A 19,628-nucleotide genomic window follows, 5' to 3' on the forward strand; every position below is an offset into this window, starting at 1 on the left:
TCTTACAGGTTCGTCACTCGGACTCCCTGGACAAAAATATTAACAGATTTCACAGTCATGCCGACTGTCTTTTTCAATGTATACTTCACTTTTGATTGTACTTGGTAGGCGACTTCTGAGACTTTAGTGCCGTATCCGACAATGACATACATATCGATATGCGTATCATCGCCAATATTACGGACGATGACTCCCCGCGTGAAATTTTCTTTCCCAAGGATTTCAGTAAGGCCATCTCGGATCTGATGCCTTGAAGCCATTCCGACAATGCCATAACATTCGATAGCCGCCTCCCCAACTATCTGGGTAATGACGTCATTCGTAATAGCAATTTTGCCGTATTCGTTCTTCACTTCGATTGACATGTGTAATCCCCCCCGGATCCTTTTTCACTAACCCCATTGTACTATACCTGTTATAATAATAAAAGAAAGCAATTCTACGACTATCAAATACGCCTCGGTGTATTGCGTCCAGATTAAATAAATAGAAGTTAACCTATGAACGTCGCATCCTTGCGACAATAAGGAGGAATGAAATTCAATTCCTCCCTGTTGGTTACTCTGGCGTTGCCACAGGACGCAGCGATCTTAGCCAGAGTTCCACTATTATGCAACGGTTTGAACCCCGCAGAATTATAAGCATCGTTGGCATTTACCTCTCCATTTGTAGGTGCGGAAGAATTTTTGCTGAATAAAGTTAAACGTGTAAAGGTAATTACCTTGAAAGATGTCACAAAAAAGGTTGCAACACGTTTACGCATATGATACATTATTATGGTATGCGAATAAAGAAGTAAATCACTTAATCAACATTCGCAAGGAGGTACTATTATGTCTAAAGAATGTGTTATCACAGGTCGCAAAGCCCGTGCAGGCAATGCGCGCTCTCACGCAATGAACGCAACTCGTCGTACATGGGGTGCGAACCTTCAAAAAGTCCGTATTCTCGTTAACGGTAAACCTAAACGTGTATGGGTCTCTGCTAGAGCCCTTAAATCAGGTAAAGTTCAACGTGTGTAAAGGACTGTAATTAAAGCTTAAACGCCTTGGTTTTTAAGCTTTAAAGAAATAAAACGCCGGGCTGAATTTCTTCAGCCCGACGTTTTTTCTTTTTTCCTTTTTTTATTCTTAGTATTGCTTGCAGTAGCCTTTGGTGAATCATCTTTCTGAAAAGCAACCATGAACTTCCGTACGACTCCACTAACAAACTTTGGCATTGTAAACGTATATACCCGCAATTCCCCACTCCTTTCAGGAATCTGAACTCCTTACCATTAAGCATATGCCCTCATGGAACGAAATAGTACAGACTTCCTCAGCCAGTTCATTGCTTGTAAATAACGTCATGCCAGTTTCAAGCACTGCATCTACCATTTCGTATTTGAAACCTGTAAGTGTAAGTCCTCTAACAGCCCCACCGAATGAGAAAAAGGATATGTATTTAAAACGTTCATCCGGCGTCACTTGATAGTTTCCAGGTGTAAGTATAGAAAGTTCATTCGTCCCATTACGAATTGAAAATGATGTATGGTTATGAGCTGTTTGAAGCCGGTATAGAAGATGAAGGGCTGATTCCATATGATCCAGCCTTCCTCCTGTAACCCCCGTCAAAATGACACGTTCTGGACCGTAGGAAAGGGCACGTTCTACCGCAAGTTCAGTATCGGTCTCATTTTTTTCCGAACGAAATCGACCGATTATGCGGACCGCGGCGGCTATCTCATCGTATTCACTTTTCGTAACCGAATCAAAATCCCCCACTGCTTCAAGAGGAATAATTCCTCTTTGCAGCAAGTGAAGCGCACCTCTATCTGCCCCGATGAACACCGTATCTTTATGATGAAATTCCGTTAAATCAGCTATTTCTGAATCAGGTCCGCCTGCACAGACGACAGCAACCTTCATTTTCTTAGCGCACCTTCACCAGCAGCTTTTATACGGCGTAAAGCTTCCGCACGATTAGGTGCATTGTAGATAGCAGATCCTGCGACAAAGATTGTAGCACCCGCTTCTGCACAAGGTACAATCGTTTCTTCATTAATGCCACCGTCGATTTCAATTTCAATCGGTAGTCCTCGCTCACGAATAATGTCGGCTAGCTGTTTCACTTTCGGTACGACAGAATGAATAAACTTCTGACCACCGAATCCTGGATTGACCGTCATAAACAGGACTAAGTCAATTTCATCTAGCACATGAAGAATCGTTTCAACCGGTGTATGCGGATTCAAAACAACTCCTGATTTCACCCCGTAGGACTTAATCAATTGCAGTGTGCGGTGCAAGTGAGGGCACGCCTCTACGTGTACCGTAATATAATCAGCCCCAGCTTTTGCAAATTGTTCAATATACATGTTTGGATTTTCAATCATTAAATGGACATCCAGTGGCAATTTCGTTACTGGTCGAAGTGCCTCAACAACAATCGCTCCCATTGTAATGTTCGGAACGAAATGCCCATCCATGACATCGATATGGATGAGTTCCGCGCCCGCCGCTTCCACTTCTTTTACTTCTTCGGCAAGCTTTGAAAAGTCTGCTGCTAAAATTGAAGGTGCAATTTTAATCATGTTTTTCATACCTCGGCTTTCGGTCAAGTATTTCTTGCATGAACTGCAAGTAGTGATCATAGCGATGACGTGGAATTTCTCCCGTCTCCACCATCTCTTTTACTGCACACTTTGGTTCTTTCAAGTGCAAGCAACCTCGGAATCTACAGTTCGGCGCAACTTCATCCATATCTACAAAGTAACGTGACAATTCCTCTTTTTCGATATGATCGAATTCAAGTGAACTGAAGCCCGGGGTATCTGCGACAAGACCACCTAATATTTCAAGCAACTCAACATGGCGCGTCGTATGCTTTCCGCGTCCAAGTGCTTCAGATATTTCCCCCGTCTTCAATTCAAGCGTAGGCAATACAGTGTTCAACAATGTCGATTTGCCAACACCCGACTGTCCTGCAAGAACCGTAGTCTTTCCTTCAAAATAGGGATTCAACAAGTCAGTCAGCTTAGGGTCGTCAATAAAAGTCTCGATAACGTCATAACCGATTTTCTTATAATACGCCGCTGATTCAGCTACCATTTTCAGTTCATCAGCATTCGCAAGATCTTTTTTCGTCAGGCAGATAATTGGTTTCACATCGAATGATTCGACGACAACAAGAAACCTGTCTAACAGGTATTGACTAAATGCCGGCTCCACAATTGAGAATACGAGCAGTGCCTGATGCACATTCGAGATTGGCGGACGGACAAGTTCATTGAAGCGCTCATGCACTTCAGTGACTGTCGCATCATTATCTTCAACACGTACATAGGTCACAAAATCACCAACCAGCGGATGAATACCACGGTTTCTGAAAACTCCGCGTCCTCGACATTGAATTATTTCCCCGTCATTTTCCACATAATAATACCCGCTGATTGCTTTTCTAATTTGTCCTTCTGACATTCTTTCACCCCTTCGATTTAGTATCGGTTTAACGGACCGTTTCCGCTTCGATAATTATTGAATCACGCGTAATTTTATATGCCCCAGTCTGTCCTTCTTCCAATTTAAGTTGAATTTTACGCTCGGTAGTTTGCGTAATGATGAACTCATCAACAATGGTCATCGTCGTATTGTTTTTGTCTTGAATAGAAATTTGAATAAGCTGTGGTACTAGAACAGACTGTTGACCGCCATCGGAGTTGTTCCCATCTTCTTCGTCATCGTCTTCGTCTTCCTTATTAGGGGGCTCAACCACTGCCGGTACATACTCAATTATCACCGTTTTAACAATTAACTTATCGGCTTTTTTCTCCGGACCTTTTGATACGACAACTTCAACTTTTGCACCTGGCGCAATCCTTGTATTTCCAGGTGGACTTTGCCTAATGACAAGCCCTTCAGAAAACGTGGCAGAATGCTCAGTTTTTGATACCTTAATATCGAATCCAGACGAATTTCTATAGTCCTGCAGCTGTTCAGCGTCAAAACCCGATAGATTGCCCAGTTCTCTTAAGCCTGGACCACTACTCACGGTAAACAGTAAATCCGTTTCGCTTAGGATTACTTCCCCCGCGGCGGGATCTTGTCCAATGATTGTCCCCACTGGTTGTTCGGAAGATTCCGGATTTGAATTAATCGACTTAAAACCCTTATCATCTAAAGAAGCCATAGTTATTTCGGCATTACGGCCCCTATAATCAGCAAGGATGCTTGGTTCTTTACCGGCACTAATATACAAAGTAATCTTTGAGTCAACAGCGCGTTTTTTATCTGCCTCGGGTATCGTTTTAATGACTTCCCCCTCTTTAAATTCATCGGAGTGCTGTTCCTCTCCAATAACTGAATTGAAGCCTTTTTCTGCGAGCGTATCCCTAGCTTCCGCTTCTTCCATTCCACTCACATCCGGAATAACCGCCTTTTTAGGACTTAGCACGCCTGGGATAAGGGACAATAAAAGTAGCAGGATTGCTACACCAGCAATTCCACCAACAATGTAGGGCCATTTCTTTCGTTTTTTTGGTGGTGGCGGAAATTGTTCAAGCTGAACTGGCTCATTTTTCTTAGTCATTTCAACACTATCAAACTTTGTCGTATCACTAACGATTGGTATCGCGCGCGTACGATCATCATCGAACACAATTGCGAACTTCTTCTCGTTTGCCCGTTCGGGTGACAAGACAGTTAACAAATCATCATACATTTCGTCTGCCGAATCATATCGATAGGTGGCATCTTTCATAGTCGCCTTCAAAATAACATTTTCTAAACTTTGTGGAATAGAAGGGAATAGCATTCTCACTAAGGGTGTTTCTTCTTGTAAATGCTTTAATGCAATCGCAACTGCAGTATCTGCTGTAAATGGCAATTCGCCTGAAAGTAATTCGTAAAGTACGATGCCTAATGAATAGATATCGGACTTTTTCGTTGCCATTCCGCCACGTGCTTGTTCGGGTGACAAGTAATGAACCGTACCAATGACTGAATTCGTTTTTGTATGCGCTGTTGCACTTAGTGCCATCGCAATACCGAAATCAGTGATTTTCGCATTTCCATCCGAATCCATTAAAATATTCTGCGGTTTAACATCACGATGGACGATGCCATTATGATGAGCATTCGCAATTGCAGAAACAATCTGCTGCATAATCGGCAATGCTTGCTTAGGTGTCAAGGCGCCGTTATCTTGAATAAACTTCTTCAAAGTTTGTCCTTCTATATATTCCATCACCAGGTAATGCAGTTCATCTTCCTCACCCACATCGAATATATCAACGATGTGCGGGTGTGTCAGACTCGTTGCAGAAAGTGCTTCACGTTTAAATCTTCTTTTCAGTGCCTCTTCATTCACAAAATCATAATTAAGGACTTTAATTGCAACATCGCGGTCCAGGATGATGTCATGCGCAAGATATACTTTTGACATGCCGCCGTCACCAATATTCCTCACAATTTCATAACGTCCACCTATTCTAGATCCAATCATGGATTAGTCGCCTCCACTTCACTCGAGTCGATTAATATAACGGAGATATTGTCTTCCCCGCCCATCTTGTTCGCTAAATCCACAAGTTCTTCGGTTTTATCACGTAGCGTAGCGGTAGATAGAACAATGTCATTCATCGATTGTTGATTGACTTTATTGCTCAGACCGTCCGTACAAATGAGCATGTACATGTCATCTTCCAGCTCAAGTGAATAAAGATCCGGCACAAGCTTTTTTTCCGAACCTACCGCTTTCATAATCCAGTTGCGTCGTGGATGCACGGCCGCTTCTTCCTCGGTAATCTCCCCACTGTCAAGAAGGACATTTACGTAGGAATGGTCTCGTGTTACTTGGCGCACACCTTGTCCATCAATTGTGTATACACGGCTATCTCCAGTATGCGAAATAAGACAAGAACGTCCACGAATGAGGGCAGCTTCAAGCGTCGTTCCCATTCCTTTATACGCTTCATTTTCGTTTGCATGTTTGTAAAGTAAGTCGTTTACGTAAATGATTGCTTCTTGCAGCCACTGCGCCCATTTACCTTCCGCTTCAAACTTGGAGCTATCAAGTTCCATGAATTGCTCGCCAATTACTTTGACCGCCGTCGAACTGGCGTAATCCCCCCCGAGGTGGCCACCCATACCATCCGCTATCACAGCAAGCATAATGCCGTTCGGAAGTGTGTATACAGCTGCACTATCTTCATTGACTGTTCTTTTTCTGCCGATATCCGTCAAGACTTCAAATCGCAACGTTTATCCCCCCTTTTGCTTCGAGTTCTTTGCTCACTTACCTTTTTTTCGGAAAGCTGCAACAAAAAATCCGTCGCTGCCAAAGTGTTGCGGAAGTACTTGAAGAGTATTTTCTTCAATCGCTAATTTCTCGTTACCAGTGAGTTGTGGCAAAGGGATTTTCTCCATATCCGTATGACGCTGTAAGAACTGTTCAACCATACCTTGATTTTCGGCATACTCCACTGTACACGTACTGTAGACAATGACACCGTCCGATTTAATCAATTCACGGGCCGTATCAAGCAGATCTGATTGAATCGACGTCAACGCATCGAAATCAGCTTGCGTTTTGTTGTACTTAATTTCAGGTTTTCTACGGATAACACCAAGACCACTACAAGGAGCGTCGACAAGAATACGGTCGAACGAAGACAGCTCGTATAGCTCAGTTAGTTTCCTGCTGTCCCCACTTAATGCTTTAATTGACGTTAAGCCAAGGCGAGTCGCATTTGCTTCAATAAGCTTCAGTTTATGCTCATGTAAATCATGCGCGAAAACTTCCCCCTTATCGTTCATTTTTTCAGCTATATGAGTTGTTTTCCCTCCCGGCGCTGCACACATATCAAGCACTTTCATACCTGGTGATAAATCAAGGGCAAGGACAGGTAACATTGAACTTTCGTCTTGAATCGTGATAAGCCCCTTTTTATAGGCTTGAGTATTTGCAGGATTGCCACTATCTGAAATGATACACTCCGGTACAACCTCTCCTTTTCTTACTTCAACGCCTTCTGATTCGAGTAAAGCAATGACTTCTTCTGTCGTAGCTTTTGCTGTATTGACACGGATCGTCATCGCTGCTGGATGGTTATTTTCATGTGCCATAATAGCTGCGTCTTCCTCACCAAATTGTTCAATCCAACGCTTGATTAACCATTCTGGATGACTCGTTTCGATAGAGGTTTTCAACGTACCATCTTGCATTTCATCAAGTGAACGGACGCCTTTGCGCAATACGGAACGAAGAATACCATTTACAGTTGGTGCTATCCGTTTGTGACCGCGTCTTTTCGCAATTTCAACAGCTTCGTGAACAACAGCATGCGGAGGAATTTTCGTTAAATAAACGATTTGATATAACGATAACCGAAGAAGCTCTCGAACCCAGCCGTCCAATTTACCACGGACAAACGGCTCAAGATAATAATCGAGCGTCATGCGGTGTTGGAGCGTACCATATGTCAATTCCGTTAACAAGCCACGGTCTTTCGTTTCGATTCCATACTTTTCAATTGTTCTGTGCAGCAATAGATTACTATAGGCTTGATGATCATTTATCTCCATCAATATTGAAAGGGCTGCGTCTCGGACGTTGCCGTTCCATATTTTCTTTTTCGGTCTAGTATTCATAGTCATTCAAAGTGATCCCCTTTACTCCATTTAGATCCCGTTCCGCGGATAAATTCATCCGCTAGCATCCGTTTTTTTCCGGCTGGTTGAAGATCCGTTATTGCTACAGCGATATCATCGCCTGCTTTGACAATAATACGATCACTTTCGATAGCAATAATTGTCCCCGGTAACGCACTGTCAGTTGTATGGATTTTCTCACTCCACCAAATCTTAACGTTTTCACCTTGAAATACGGTATAGGCAACTGGCCAAGGATGAAGTCCACGGATTTTATCGTAGATTGCTTTTCCGCCTTTCGACCAGTCAATCCGTTCTTGTTCACGGGAGATGTTACGTGCAAATGTCACGAGTGATTCGTCTTGAACTATTTGCGTATTTGTTTCGTTTAAAATAGATGACAATGTCTCTTTCAGTAGTGCTGTCCCCGCCACGGATAGTGCCTTGAACATACTTCCTGTGTGATCCGTATCAGAAATAGGCACTGTCACTTGTGAAATGATATCGCCTGCATCAAGTTTTTCGACCATATACATGATAGTGACGCCCGTTTCGGTTTCACCATCCATGATCGCCTGGTGAATTGGCGCACCGCCGCGATATTTTGGTAATAAGGATGCGTGTACATTTATGCAACCGAGCCGTGGAACTTCCAACAGTTCCTTCGGTAAAATCTGGCCAAATGCTGCAGTCACGATTAAATCTGGTTTTAGCGCAATAATATCTTCAAGCTCAGTGGAACCTCTCAGTTTTTCAGGCTGAATAATCGGCAATCCAAGTCGCAGTGCTTCAACTTTTACTGGTGGAGGTGTTAAGACACGCTTTCGGCCGACTGGCCTGTCCGGCTGAGTGACGACCGCCGCGATAGTATGTCCTTCGTCAAAGAGCATTGTTAGAACAGCTACCGAAAACTCTGGTGTTCCCATAAAGACAATCTTCGTCATTGCAGCTCACCTCCACCGTTTTCCCCAACTATCTCTTCTTCTTCTTCTAATTCAGACGGATCGACAACACGAATGATTTTCGAATCAAATAATACGCCATTTAAATGATCGATTTCATGAAGAATCGCACGTGCTTCATAGTCTTCGGCTTCTAATTCATAAAGTGCGCCATTGCGCTCCTGTGCTTCAATACGAACAAAAAATGGTCTTTCTACCTCGCCAAATAATTCTGGGAAACTGAGACAGCCTTCTACCTCTATTTCGGATCCTCCGGTTGCTGTTACAACAGGATTGACCATTTCAATGACATCCTGTCCTTCGCCCATATCAACGATCGCAACACGAATAGCTTCACCAATTTGAGGTGCAGCAAGGCCAATACCATCCGCCGCCACCATTGTGTCGTACATATCATCTAACAGCTTTGAAAGCTTCTTATCAAATTTCACTACTTCTTTACATTGTTGTTGAAGAACCGGAGCCGGATGCTTCACAATTTCACGTATTGCCAAATCTATTCCTCTTTTCTATGTTGTTATCTAAGATGTTATTTAACCTTGTACTGCGGGTGTGTTTTGACATGAAAAATGCACGTCTAGACTCAAGGCGCCTAGCCCGGGCCCACACGAAGTGGGTCATGCATCTGTTGCCACAGGACGTGGCGAACTTCAGCTGCCTTCTTTCGCTTCAGTCTAGCTGATAAAGGCATAATAACGCCTTTATCTTCAAGCCTTCCAGCGCTTTTCGGGGCTGAACAGGCGCTTTCGCTTTTGTTTAGTATATAGACGCAGGTTCTACGTCAACGGTCATTGTCAGTCCTGATTTTATCCAGTCCGTCCGGTAGTACTTAATAAGCTGTTGCAGCGTTTCTGTCAACTTCGGCTCTTTTTTGTATTTTATCAAACATTGGTAGCGATATCTATTGTTCACTCGACTGATAGCGGAAGCAGTTGGTCCTATAACGACTGTTCCCGCAGATAAGTTCTGTTTCAGGTAGCGAGCTCCCTTTTCTGCAAAGTCCGCTACTTTCAATAAATCCTCGTGCGTAAACTGTACAAGCGTGACGAAATAGAATGGTGGATAGCCATATTGTCTTCTGGCTGCCATTTCCATGTTATAAAAAGGTTCATAATGCTGCGCTTTCGCTAATTCGATTGCGTAATGTTCAGGGGAATAGGTCTGGATGAAAACCTCTCCAGGTAATTCGTGGCGTCCAGCTCGTCCACTTACTTGCGTCATCAATTGAAAGGTTTTTTCAGCGGCACGGAAATCGGCTAAATGGAGTGTTGTATCTGCAGCAAGCACACCGACAAGTGTAATATTTGGGAAATCTAGCCCTTTTGCAATCATTTGAGTCCCAAGCAGGATATCGGCTTGTCCTTCACTGAACTGCCTAAGAAGCCGTTCGTGTGAACCTTTTTGCCTCGTTGTATCGACATCCATTCGAAGGACACGTGCTGTAGGAAACAGTTTCGCAATTTCTTCTTGTGCTTTTTGAGTCCCGGTTCCAAAAAATCGAATATGTTCACTCTTACATTCCGGACATACGAGCGGCACTCGTTCTTCATGACCGCAATAATGGCATTTCAACTGTTCATGCGCACGGTGATAGGTCAGCGAAATATCACAATTCGGGCATTCAACGACCGTACCGCAATCCCGGCAGAGTACAAAAGATGAAAAGCCCCGCTTGTTCAGAAACAGCACGATTTGCTCTCTTTTTTCCAATCGGATACGGATTGCTTCCGCAAGCGGCAATGAAAACATCGAACGATTACCAGTCTTCAATTCCTCTCGCATATCAACGACTGTTACCGTTGGCAAGGCCTGATTTTTGGGTCGTTTCGTCAGTGTAAGCATTGTATATACACCCTTTGACGCTCGTGCATATGATTCAAGTGATGGCGTTGCGCTCCCTAGAATAACAGGACAGTTGTAATATTCCGCACGCTTAATCGCAACATCTCTTGCATGATAGCGCGGCGTATCATCTTGCTTGTACGTTGATTCATGCTCTTCATCGAGAATGATGATACCAATATTTTCAAACGGGGCAAATATCGCCGATCTTGCACCCACGACAACTTTTACTTCCCCCCGTTTAATTTTCCGCCATTCATCATACTTTTCACCAGCAGACAAAGCACTATGCATAACTGCCACAAGCTGACCGAAACGTTCCTTGAAGCGTGACGTCATTTGCGGTGTCAATGATATCTCCGGGACAAGGACAATTGCTTCTTTGCCTTTATCCAAAACGCGTTTAATGGCACGTAAATACACTTCTGTTTTTCCACTACCCGTTACACCATGAAGAAGGAACGTTTCTGCTTGTTGACCATCTGCGGACGCTGCTATATTATCAACTGCGATTTGCTGTTCGTCAGTCAACTGTTCGGGTATCGCTGTATCTTTCAATTGGGGTGCATCAGGTTCACGGTACACTTCAGCAAGTTCTTCGAAAGCCGCGCCTCTTTCTATGACAGTTTTCAGCACAGCCGCTTGAATTCCCGATTGTTCCATTAGTTGTTTTGCACTGATTGTTGTCCCTGCATATTCCAACATCCAGCGAAGTAATTCTGCTTGTTTTTTCGCATTGGAATGAATGGAGTCTATTAAAGATTGAAGCGTTGCCTCGTCTGCCATTTTTATCATGCGCACTTTTTTCACAGCAGTTTTCTGCCCTACAGCCGTATCAACTGTGACAATCCCTTGAGACGCATACCTTTTTAACGTTTTCATCAATTCTGCTGAGTCCACTTCTTTCAACTGAATCCGTTTCCTACCCGCAAGAAAAGCTTTAAAGTCAGCGTCTTCAATTCGTTCTGGTTCTTCGACAATGATGAACTTTTCATATTTTGCACGCATCGCAGCAGGCAACATCACTTGAAGTGCATCAATTTCATACGATAACGTCTCAACCGCGAGCCAACGCGATAATTCAAGCAATTCACTAGAAATGACAGGGTCCAAATCTATAAGTTCATCTATCGGTTTAATTTTGCCAAGTGCAAGCTCACTTTCTACCTTCAATCTTGTTACATAACCGAGTACTTTCCTTGGTCCAAACGGTACTTTTACTCTGGTTCCAGGTTCAATTACGGATTCCAATGCTTTTGGAACGAGGTAATCAAACGGCCTGTCTATTGGATAAGCCGCTACATCTACAATGACTTCAGCAATCATTTAGTTGGTCACTTTCTTCTTTAATAATTGTTTCCAACAATAGAATAGCAAGTTCTTTTTTAGGCATTGCTCGGTATGGCTTATGTGTACCGTTTTTCGATAGAAGTGTAACAACGTTCGTATCCTTCCCGAATCCTGCATCCGGATCAGTCACGTCGTTGATGATAATATAATCAAGGTTTTTACTTTCCAGTTTGCCCATGCCATAGCCAACTGCATTTTCAGTTTCGGCAGCAAAGCCGACAAGAATTTGGTTCGTTTTCATAGAACCGATTGTCTTCAAGATATCGGTCGTACGTTCGAGTTCAATAACTGAGTCGCCTGCTTGTTTCTTCATCTTGTGGGGATGAATCTCTCTTGGACGATAATCCGCTACAGCAGCGGCTTTGATAACGATTGCCGCATCATCGAATTGTGTTCGGACGGCTTCAAACATCTCCGCCGCACTTTCAATATCAATGACAGTTACTCCCACAGGCTTGTCCAATCCGACAGGTCCCGAGATAAGGAATGTGTCAGCACCGAGCTTTACTGCTGCTTCCGCCATCGCATAGCCCATCTTACCGCTTGAAAAATTCGATACGTATCGTACTGGATCAATCCGTTCACGTGTCGGACCTGCTGTGATCACAACTTTCTTTCCAGAAAGCGGAAGATATTTGGACGTTGTGAACCGTTCTGTAATCAGTTCTACAATCTTTTCGGGTTCTTCCAATCGTCCTTTACCTACATAACCGCATGCCAAAAAGCCTTCAGAGGGCTCGATGAATTTATAGCCATCTTCGTGCAACGTAGTAACATTTCGGATAACTGCTTTATTTTCATACATATGGACATTCATAGCAGGGGCAATCCAGACCTCAACCTGCGTAGCTAAAAGTGTGGTCGTTACCATATCGTCAGCAATACCATTCGCAAGTTTACCAATTACATTCGCTGTAGCTGGAGCAACGACGACAAGATCAGCCCAATCTGCCAAATCAATATGGGCAATCACACGTGAATTTTTTTCATCGAACGTATCGAAAAAAACATCGTTTCGTGACATCGCCTGGAATGTAAGTGGTGTAACAAATTCCTTTGCGGATTCAGTCATAATGACCCTTACGTCCGCTCCTGCCTGCGATAACTTACTTACAAGTGCAACAGCTTTATAGACCGCGATTCCGCCAGTGACACAAAGGAGGATTTTTTTATTCAACAACATGATCTCATCCCTTCTAAAAATGACAAACTCCCAAAGAAAAACTCGTTTCTAAGGGAGTATCACGTTTATTTATTTATGATATGAAAAGCGAAAGGAGCCGTTAACAAATGAACGCAGCCTAAGTGCGCCGCGTCTGGCGACTGAAGCCTAGACAACACTTCGAATCGAAAACCCCACTGTCTTTCAAGTGCAAAAACAGCTGGCCCTATTAAACTTCGTCTTCATAGACGATTGAATCGTCCGATTTCTTTTTAGATAGTACGCCTGCCGCTACTTCTTCAAGCGCTTTGCCGACATTCTTATTCGAGACATAAGAATTAAGAAGCTTAGTGCCTTCTTCTTGCATTTGACGTGCACGTTTTGAAGCGAGTGTCACAAGTGTGTATTTCGAGTCGATTTTTTCTTTTAGAGAATCGATTGATGGAGTTAACATTGATTATTCCCCTTTCAGCATACCTAGATAGATTTTTTCAACACGTTCTCTGCGGCAATGTTCGGCAGTGACAATGGCATTGATGCGATCGCATGCATGTGCCACTTCGTCGTTTTCTACGACGTAATCGTACAAATTCATCATTTCGAGTTCTTCACGCGCTTTCAAAATACGTGATGCAATGACATCGGCTTCTTCGGTACCTCTTCCTACAAGTCTGTCTTCAAGTTCCGACAAACTTGGGGGTGCAAGGAAAATGAATAATCCGTCTGGAACTTTGGCGCGCACTTGTGCCGCACCGACAACCTCAATTTCGAGGAATACGTCTCTACCAGCGTCAAGTGTTGCATTAACATAATCAAGCGGAGTACCGTAATAATTGCCTACGTACTCAGCATATTCAAGTAGCCTATCTTCTTCGACCAACCGTTCGAATTCAGCTCTTGATTTGAAAAAATAATCAGAGCCATCCACTTCACCTTCGCGCGGACTTCTCGTCGTCATCGAAATCGAGTATTCATAATTCGTATCCGGTTGTGTAAAAAGCTCTTTTCGAACCGTCCCTTTGCCTACACCGGAAGGTCCAGACAGAACAATTAGAAGCCCACGTTGTTTGTACATGCAATCCCTCTTCTTATCTAATCTAATTTTACAATGGAGCTTCGGCACAATCATGCCGGCTCCGATCGTTATTGATCGAAACAATCTGTTCATATTATACCATATATGCTTGTTGTAGTGCTAAAATAGGGAAAAACGATTTGAAAGAGGAATCCTAATGGCATTTGATGGTTTATTCACAACGGCTATGGTGCAGGAGCTGCAAGTCTTAAAAAATGGACGCATCTCTAAAATTCATCAGCCGAACGCGCAAGAAGTCGTATTTCTTATCCGTGCAGACGGTAAAAATCAAAAACTACTTATTTCAATTCACTCGGCGTATTCACGTATCCAACTGACAGAAGAAGCGATTACAAATCCTTCTGAACCACCTTTATTTTGCATGGTTTTACGTAAACATTTAGAAGGTGGGTCGATTACTTCTATCGGTCAATTCGGGACAGATAGGATTATCACAGTAGACGTTAAGGCAAAAAATGAAATTGGGGACGATATTAACAGACGGTTGTATGTTGAAATCATGGGCAGACACAGTAACTTGCTGCTTGTAGATCCCGATCGCGATATCATCGTTGATAGCATGAAACACTTACCTCCATCGGTGAATAGTTACCGTACAATACTGCCGGGGCAACCTTTCATCCCCGCCCCTCCGCAGGATAAAGTGGATCCTTTTGCGCTGACAGAGGAACAATTTAACGGGTTGCTACCTGAGCTAGAAAGTGCCCGAGACGTCGTCCAACGATTTTCAGGTTTTTCACCAGTTAATGCTGAAGAATTAGTATACCGCTTAAAAGATGCTTCGGCCGCGGATAAATTCATCGTCTTCACAGCACTCCTTGGTTCATTCAAAGGAATAGCTAGCACACCAAACATTTCGGAAATCGGGACAAAAACCGTATTTTCAGCGACGGCGCTGACACATGCCGATAAGACGATTGCGGAATACGAGACGCTAGGTGATTTGCTGGATAAAGTCTACTTCGCTCGTGCTGAAAGAGAACGTGTGAAGTCTCAAGCCGCGGACTTAGAGCGTTGGCTCGACAATGAAGTTGCTAAACTGAATTTGAAAGTGAAGAAACTTGTAAAAGAAAGAGAAGCTGCTGGAAAGCTAGATACATTCCAACTTTATGGAGAATTGCTTACCGCCAATAGTTATGCCATTGAAAAAGGTGCAACGGAAGCGACTGTCGTCAATTATTATGAAGAAGGGACAACGGTAACTATTCCGCTAGACCCTAGAAAATCACCGATTGATAACGCGCAGCGGTTTTATTCAAGGTATTCTAAAGCGAAAACAGCACTTATCATGATCGCTGAACAGCTTGAAAAAACGGCAGAAGATATCGCCTACTTTGAAATGATTAAACAACAAGTACTACAAGCATCCCCTATAGACATCGCAGAAATACGTGAAGAGTTGGCGGAACTTGGTTTTCTAAAGGCTCGCAAGTCGAAAAAGAAACTGAAACCAAAAAAACCAGTACCTGAAACATTTGTATCATCTTCAGGTGTGAAAATTTCAGTTGGCAAGAACAATAAGCAAAACGACTATTTGACGTTCAAAATTGCTTCAAGGGACCAAACTTGGCTCCATACAAAAGATATTCCCGGGTCTCATGTATTGATTCATGATGCGAATCCTGACGAAGAAACAATTCGTGAAGCGGCAATCCTTTCCGCCTATTTCAGTAAGGCGCGCGGATCTTCAGCCGTGCCGGTTGATTACACCGAAGTACGGCATGTGAAAAAACCGAACGGCTCTAAACCTGGATTTGTTATCTATTTTGAACAAAAGACAATTTTAGTCACTCCAGATGAAGATACTGTTATGAAGCTTAAGAAATGAAAAAAAGCTATTCCATATGGAATAGCTTTTTTTCATTTCAAGAAGTATATGCTTACCTACTATTATTCCACTCTTCCTATATAACCACGAGTCTACGCTAAATGGATACACCGTACCAAATCACTTTAGCAATTATCTTGAAGTCACCCTTCGATTTGAACGGGACTATACAATCATGAAAACTATTATCCGTTGATTCCGGTCTTAAGACGATCACTTTTTGCAATTCGATTCTTCTATAACGTCTGACGGCATATTCATTATCAAAACAGTAAACGGCAATGTCACCATCTGCTAAATCATCCCGTTCGATTTTTCTCGCAACGACAGTAGCCCCTTACGGAAAAAGTAAATTCATACTTTCTCCACTTGCTTTGAATGCAATCATTTTTTTGTCCTTCGGGTATTCTCCTAAGAAACTGGCGGGCGGTTTAATAAATTCAATCCCATCACCTTCAATGCCATCTGTAAGTAAAAGTGAAGCCGCTAAAATAGATGGTAAGTATGGAACGGTTATCGTCTCAGCTGTAGGAAAAGAGTTCTCTTTAAAGAAGTATTCCATCGGAACGTCAAAATAATTTGCCAGTTGCTGTAAGGACCCAGACCTCTGAAATTTATGACCCTTTTCCCATTCCGAAATCGTTGATTGGCTCATCCCAATTGCTTGAGCAAGTTCCACCATCGTTACTTTATTTCTTTCCCTCAATCGCTTCAAACGACTGGAAAATTGTTCTTGAATAAGATTGGCGACGAATAGAACCTCCATTTACTTCACACACTGATTGTACATCATTTTAGAGGAGATTTTATTCGATATAACAAATAAACATGTGAAAATACTCCTATAAAGCCCTGCTTGCGATATCACTTTTAGTAATATATAATTACATGTATAGGAGTAATTTATATGATATCTGAAAAACGAGTGCCATTTTACCTACACCAAACACTTCATTCTTTGTGATTAAAATACGGGATGAATTTGCTGAAAGCTTAGGTATCAGTACAACAATATTTGATAAATGGGAAAAGATTCTTCCAACATTTCTTTTAATCATATATTAAAGTTGGAAGAGATATTTCAATAGCCATCCAAGCATATTTTTTTCGAAAAAGAGATTACTTTAAGTAATTCAGAAAGAATAAATCGTCAGTAAAAACAACTTAATAACTTCAACAAATGTTAATGTCCTGTATTCAAAGAAAGTTGTCAAAAAGTTAACCCATGATAATTTTCTTTGAATACAAGACACGGAGTCTTCGTTAAATATTACAGAGAGGTGTTGTTTTGTTAAGGTGGTCAATTTAGATTCTATAGATGACGTTGGGTTAGTTATTTCAAAAATTATGGACAAACAATCAAAATCGTTTCAAACAAGTTTAAAGGACTTCCAGGTTTTATTAGATGAAGGTAAATTAGAGATGGTTATTGTGAAAAATGTCCTATCTATTTATAATGCGTTAGAAACCCTACATAAAGAGAAGAAAATTGATAACCAAGAATTCAAGCAACGCACTGAATCCTTAATCAATATTGTTCAACTTGTTGGCGATGTAAACGCAAATCACATACATAGACGCAAGCCTTGAATTGATCAAGATTTGCCTATAATATAGAACAATGCTTATAATTAATCCGGATGAAACTTAGTTATAAATGTATGTAAAAAATGCTATTCCACGATGGTCTCATCCATCGCGCAATAGCATTTTCTATTTTTAATACTTTTTTGGGCGGATAGCGTCATACTCAAACACCCAAAAGTTTACTCTGACGCTTTTTTACTTTTATCGACTCTATTGTAGTCAGACAATTGAATCACCCGAACATCGCGGGTATTCAACTCGTGGTAAATTCCTCTGCTATCCCGAAACGAAATGTATCGGTCTCGCTCACTTTGGATTAGCTCTTCCGCTTTTTCTTGAGACTCCATATAAATAAACCTTCTTATATAATGCTCTTCATCAAAGAAATAGGTTACTTTGAATTCTTGCATTCGATGCACCTCCTGATAAGCCTAAGCAGTCTAGTCCTGCTATGGACCAGTCAATTTTTCGTTACGTTTTTCCATTAACTCTAAAAATCAAGTCTGTCCATTTCCTTTCATACCTATTCTTCAACTTTTGATAAGCGATATTCAATAAGAGAATTCAAATGTAAGTAGTATATGCTGGTGTTTTCATACACACTTTTGACAACTGATTTTTGCTGTGGTTTGATTATAGAATAGATGGACAATTAAACTAGCTGTGTTGAAATAAAGAATCTCATTGAATCCGCTGCGGCGCTATGGGGTGCCTTCGCTTAGTTTATATTCATATAGGTAGTCGTAGGCTCAACATAACTAGCAATCACTTCTTTTAGAAAGTGGGTATACCTCAAATGACAACTATTAGTGCTGAATTAATAAACTTATCAATCGGATTACCGAAAAAAATGAAATACGGTACTGATAAAGAAATGGATACTGGCATTTGCAAAGAAACAATTGAGACGGTCTTTTTATCGAATGATGGCTTTCGAGGAGATGGTGTAGCAGACCTTCGGCATCATGGGGGTCTTGACCGCGCTGTTTGTGTCTATCCACATGAGCATTATTCGCTTTGGGAACAGGAACTTAACAAGCCCCTACCACGTTCGGCTTTCGGGGAGAATATAACAGTCACCAATATGTTGGAACAAGACGTTCATATTGGTGACATTTTTCGTCTTGGTGATGCTATCATTCAAATATCGCAAGGAAGAATTCCATGTAGCACGATTACAAAGAGAACCGGTACGCCTCCCCTTCTCAATAGAATGGTAGAAACCGGTTTCACGGGTTATTTATGTCGTGTCTTAGAAGAAGGCACTGTACAAAAAGATTCGACAATTGCATTAGTAGAATCACATCCAAAACAGGTATCCGTCCTTCTTGCAAACCAGATTTATTTTCATCATCCAAAAGATATTCAAGGCATCAATAAAGTATTAGACATTCAAGAATTGGCTCTTGATTGGCGAGAGCGGTTAACTAAGCGATTGGAGACATTAACAAATTCAGTTTAAAAATTTTCTGTATAATCTTATTTGAGTTACTAGAAAAAAAGCTATTCCACATGGATTTCACCATGGAATAGCTTTTCAATTTATTTCAATAAACCAGCCTTCAATTTCCCATGCCACTCAAGCAAACTAGTCATCGACTCTTCATTGATGGCACCTTTTTCTTGTGCGACTTCAGCAAGTGCACCGAAATCAGTCAGGCTCTTGTAAGTTAATCCCGCCGACGCAAATGTTTCATCTGCGCTTTGCAGTTCATATGTAAAGATAGAAACAATGCCAGTCACTTCAATACCTTCAGAACGCAGTGCTTCCGCTGCATTCAAGCTACTGCCGCCCGTTGAGATCAAATCTTCGATAATTACCGCTTTATCTGCGACATCAACTTTCCCTTCGATTTGACGGCTTCGACCGTGTCCTTTTGCTTTTGAACGGATATATACCATCGGTAATCCAAGAATGTCTGCAACCCAAGCTGCGTGTGGAATTCCCGCTGTTGCCGTCCCTGCAATGACCGTTGTTTCAGGATAATTTTCACGAATCAATCCTGCAAGGCCTTCCGCAATCTTTTTCCGTCCAACCGGATCTGACATCGTCAAACGGTTATCGCAGTAGATTGGGGATTCAATGCCTGATGCCCATGTAAACGGTTCTTCAGGACTTAATTCAACTGCACCAACATGTAATAGGATTTCAGCAACTTCTTTTCTCACCATT

20 protein-coding genes are annotated in these 19,628 nt (G+C 42.1%); 4 read left to right on the forward strand and 16 right to left on the reverse strand.

The annotated features are described in order from the left end of the window. Window positions 1-2: 2 nt before the first annotated feature. The gene (locus tag H2672_RS10565; RefSeq protein ID WP_186671275.1) at window positions 3-365 is read right to left on the reverse strand and encodes an Asp23/Gls24 family envelope stress response protein; all 363 of its coding nucleotides are present in this window, start codon (window positions 363-365) and stop codon (window positions 3-5) included. Window positions 366-833: 468 nt separating this feature from the next. Here H2672_RS10565 and rpmB point away from each other — a divergent pair, with 468 nt between their 5' ends. Next, window positions 834-1,022 (forward strand): 50S ribosomal protein L28, encoded by a 189-nt coding sequence (rpmB, locus tag H2672_RS10570; RefSeq protein WP_186671276.1) that lies wholly within the window; start codon window positions 834-836, stop codon window positions 1,020-1,022. 231 nt (window positions 1,023-1,253) lie between these two features. Here rpmB and H2672_RS10575 read toward each other — a convergent pair whose 3' ends face one another. The 12 genes from H2672_RS10575 to gmk all read right to left on the reverse strand — a co-directional run bounded on the left by H2672_RS10575 (window position 1,254) and on the right by gmk (window position 14,019). Beyond that, entirely contained in the window at window positions 1,254-1,907 is a 654-nt protein-coding gene (locus H2672_RS10575; protein WP_186671277.1) for a thiamine diphosphokinase, read from the reverse strand. Then, a complete protein-coding gene (gene rpe, locus H2672_RS10580; RefSeq protein WP_186671278.1) occupies window positions 1,904-2,572 on the reverse strand; it encodes a ribulose-phosphate 3-epimerase in 669 nt (222 codons plus the stop codon). Before rpe ends, H2672_RS10575 begins: the two co-directional genes overlap by 4 nt. Beyond that, window positions 2,565-3,458: a ribosome small subunit-dependent GTPase A gene (rsgA, locus tag H2672_RS10585; protein ID WP_186671279.1), complete on the reverse strand. Its 894-nt coding sequence runs from the start codon at window positions 3,456-3,458 to the stop codon at window positions 2,565-2,567. The genes rpe and rsgA overlap by 8 nt, the downstream gene beginning before the upstream one ends. Before the next feature lie 28 nt (window positions 3,459-3,486). After that, window positions 3,487-5,481, reverse strand: coding sequence for a Stk1 family PASTA domain-containing Ser/Thr kinase (gene pknB, locus H2672_RS10590; RefSeq protein WP_186671280.1), 1,995 nt, complete (start codon window positions 5,479-5,481; stop codon window positions 3,487-3,489). Continuing rightward, the gene (locus H2672_RS10595; protein ID WP_186671281.1) at window positions 5,478-6,236 is read right to left on the reverse strand and encodes a Stp1/IreP family PP2C-type Ser/Thr phosphatase; all 759 of its coding nucleotides are present in this window, start codon (window positions 6,234-6,236) and stop codon (window positions 5,478-5,480) included. Before H2672_RS10595 ends, pknB begins: the two co-directional genes overlap by 4 nt. 33 nt (window positions 6,237-6,269) lie before the next feature. Next, on the reverse strand, window positions 6,270-7,628 hold the full coding sequence (gene rsmB, locus H2672_RS10600; protein WP_186671342.1) for a 16S rRNA (cytosine(967)-C(5))-methyltransferase RsmB: 1,359 nt from the start codon (window positions 7,626-7,628) through the stop codon (window positions 6,270-6,272). A gap of 2 nt (window positions 7,629-7,630) precedes the next feature. Continuing rightward, window positions 7,631-8,572, reverse strand: coding sequence for a methionyl-tRNA formyltransferase (gene fmt / locus H2672_RS10605; RefSeq protein WP_186671282.1), 942 nt, complete (start codon window positions 8,570-8,572; stop codon window positions 7,631-7,633). After that, entirely contained in the window at window positions 8,569-9,084 is a 516-nt protein-coding gene (def, locus tag H2672_RS10610; RefSeq protein ID WP_186671283.1) for a peptide deformylase, read from the reverse strand. Before def ends, fmt begins: the two co-directional genes overlap by 4 nt. A gap of 262 nt (window positions 9,085-9,346) precedes the next feature. Beyond that, on the reverse strand, window positions 9,347-11,758 hold the full coding sequence (gene priA, locus H2672_RS10615) for a primosomal protein N' (RefSeq protein WP_186671284.1): 2,412 nt from the start codon (window positions 11,756-11,758) through the stop codon (window positions 9,347-9,349). Further along, window positions 11,748-12,965: a bifunctional phosphopantothenoylcysteine decarboxylase/phosphopantothenate--cysteine ligase CoaBC gene (gene coaBC / locus H2672_RS10620; protein ID WP_186671285.1), complete on the reverse strand. Its 1,218-nt coding sequence runs from the start codon at window positions 12,963-12,965 to the stop codon at window positions 11,748-11,750. The genes priA and coaBC overlap by 11 nt, the downstream gene beginning before the upstream one ends. Window positions 12,966-13,173: 208 nt before the next feature. Beyond that, a complete protein-coding gene (rpoZ, locus tag H2672_RS10625) occupies window positions 13,174-13,398 on the reverse strand; it encodes a DNA-directed RNA polymerase subunit omega (RefSeq protein ID WP_186671286.1) in 225 nt (74 codons plus the stop codon). A 3-nt stretch (window positions 13,399-13,401) separates the two neighbouring features. Next, the gene (gmk, locus tag H2672_RS10630; protein WP_186671287.1) at window positions 13,402-14,019 is read right to left on the reverse strand and encodes a guanylate kinase; all 618 of its coding nucleotides are present in this window, start codon (window positions 14,017-14,019) and stop codon (window positions 13,402-13,404) included. Between the two features lie 157 nt (window positions 14,020-14,176). Here gmk and H2672_RS10635 point away from each other — a divergent pair, with 157 nt between their 5' ends. Then, complete coding sequence (locus H2672_RS10635; RefSeq protein ID WP_186671288.1) at window positions 14,177-15,868, forward strand: Rqc2 family fibronectin-binding protein; 1,692 nt, start codon at window positions 14,177-14,179, stop codon at window positions 15,866-15,868. A 337-nt stretch (window positions 15,869-16,205) separates the two neighbouring features. Here H2672_RS10635 and H2672_RS10640 read toward each other — a convergent pair whose 3' ends face one another. Continuing rightward, complete coding sequence (locus tag H2672_RS10640; protein WP_186671289.1) at window positions 16,206-16,634, reverse strand: helix-turn-helix domain-containing protein; 429 nt, start codon at window positions 16,632-16,634, stop codon at window positions 16,206-16,208. 530 nt (window positions 16,635-17,164) lie between these two features. Here H2672_RS10640 and H2672_RS10645 point away from each other — a divergent pair. Continuing rightward, window positions 17,165-17,458, forward strand: a complete 294-nt coding sequence (locus H2672_RS10645) for a hypothetical protein (RefSeq protein WP_186671290.1) — start codon at window positions 17,165-17,167, stop codon at window positions 17,456-17,458. A 176-nt stretch (window positions 17,459-17,634) separates the two neighbouring features. Here H2672_RS10645 and H2672_RS10650 read toward each other — a convergent pair whose 3' ends face one another. After that, on the reverse strand, window positions 17,635-17,865 hold the full coding sequence (locus H2672_RS10650) for a hypothetical protein (protein WP_186671291.1): 231 nt from the start codon (window positions 17,863-17,865) through the stop codon (window positions 17,635-17,637). Window positions 17,866-18,260: 395 nt separating this feature from the next. Here H2672_RS10650 and H2672_RS10655 point away from each other — a divergent pair, with 395 nt between their 5' ends. Beyond that, window positions 18,261-18,917, forward strand: a complete 657-nt coding sequence (locus H2672_RS10655; RefSeq protein WP_186671343.1) for an MOSC domain-containing protein — start codon at window positions 18,261-18,263, stop codon at window positions 18,915-18,917. Window positions 18,918-18,997: 80 nt separating this feature from the next. Here H2672_RS10655 and pyrE read toward each other — a convergent pair whose 3' ends face one another. Next, window positions 18,998-19,627 carry an orotate phosphoribosyltransferase gene (gene pyrE / locus H2672_RS10660; protein ID WP_186671292.1) on the reverse strand — a complete coding sequence of 210 codons (630 nt, stop codon included), beginning with the start codon at window positions 19,625-19,627 and terminating at the stop codon, window positions 18,998-19,000. Window position 19,628 lies beyond the last annotated feature (1 nt).

The sequence above is a fragment of the Sporosarcina sp. BP05 genome (assembly GCF_014282005.1).
GTDB lineage: Bacteria > Bacillota > Bacilli > Bacillales_A > Planococcaceae > Sporosarcina.

Coding starts and splice junctions, on each gene's coding strand:
- H2672_RS10565 (WP_186671275.1), bottom strand. CDS start 365: ATGTCAATCGAAGTGAAGAACGAATACGGCAAAATTGCTATTACGAAT.
- rpmB (WP_186671276.1), top strand. CDS start 834: ATGTCTAAAGAATGTGTTATCACAGGTCGCAAAGCCCGTGCAGGCAAT.
- H2672_RS10575 (WP_186671277.1), bottom strand. CDS start 1,907: ATGAAGGTTGCTGTCGTCTGTGCAGGCGGACCTGATTCAGAAATAGCT.
- rpe (WP_186671278.1), bottom strand. CDS start 2,572: ATGATTAAAATTGCACCTTCAATTTTAGCAGCAGACTTTTCAAAGCTT.
- rsgA (WP_186671279.1), bottom strand. CDS start 3,458: ATGTCAGAAGGACAAATTAGAAAAGCAATCAGCGGGTATTATTATGTG.
- pknB (WP_186671280.1), bottom strand. CDS start 5,481: ATGATTGGATCTAGAATAGGTGGACGTTATGAAATTGTGAGGAATATT.
- rsmB (WP_186671342.1), bottom strand. CDS start 7,628: ATGAATACTAGACCGAAAAAGAAAATATGGAACGGCAACGTCCGAGAC.
- fmt (WP_186671282.1), bottom strand. CDS start 8,572: ATGACGAAGATTGTCTTTATGGGAACACCAGAGTTTTCGGTAGCTGTT.
- priA (WP_186671284.1), bottom strand. CDS start 11,758: ATGATTGCTGAAGTCATTGTAGATGTAGCGGCTTATCCAATAGACAGG.
- coaBC (WP_186671285.1), bottom strand. CDS start 12,965: ATGTTGTTGAATAAAAAAATCCTCCTTTGTGTCACTGGCGGAATCGCG.
- rpoZ (WP_186671286.1), bottom strand. CDS start 13,398: ATGTTAACTCCATCAATCGATTCTCTAAAAGAAAAAATCGACTCGAAA.
- gmk (WP_186671287.1), bottom strand. CDS start 14,019: ATGTACAAACAACGTGGGCTTCTAATTGTTCTGTCTGGACCTTCCGGT.
- H2672_RS10635 (WP_186671288.1), top strand. CDS start 14,177: ATGGCATTTGATGGTTTATTCACAACGGCTATGGTGCAGGAGCTGCAA.
- H2672_RS10640 (WP_186671289.1), bottom strand. CDS start 16,634: ATGGAGGTTCTATTCGTCGCCAATCTTATTCAAGAACAATTTTCCAGT.
- H2672_RS10650 (WP_186671291.1), bottom strand. CDS start 17,865: ATGCAAGAATTCAAAGTAACCTATTTCTTTGATGAAGAGCATTATATA.
- pyrE (WP_186671292.1), bottom strand. CDS start 19,627: ATGGTGAGAAAAGAAGTTGCTGAAATCCTATTACATGTTGGTGCAGTT.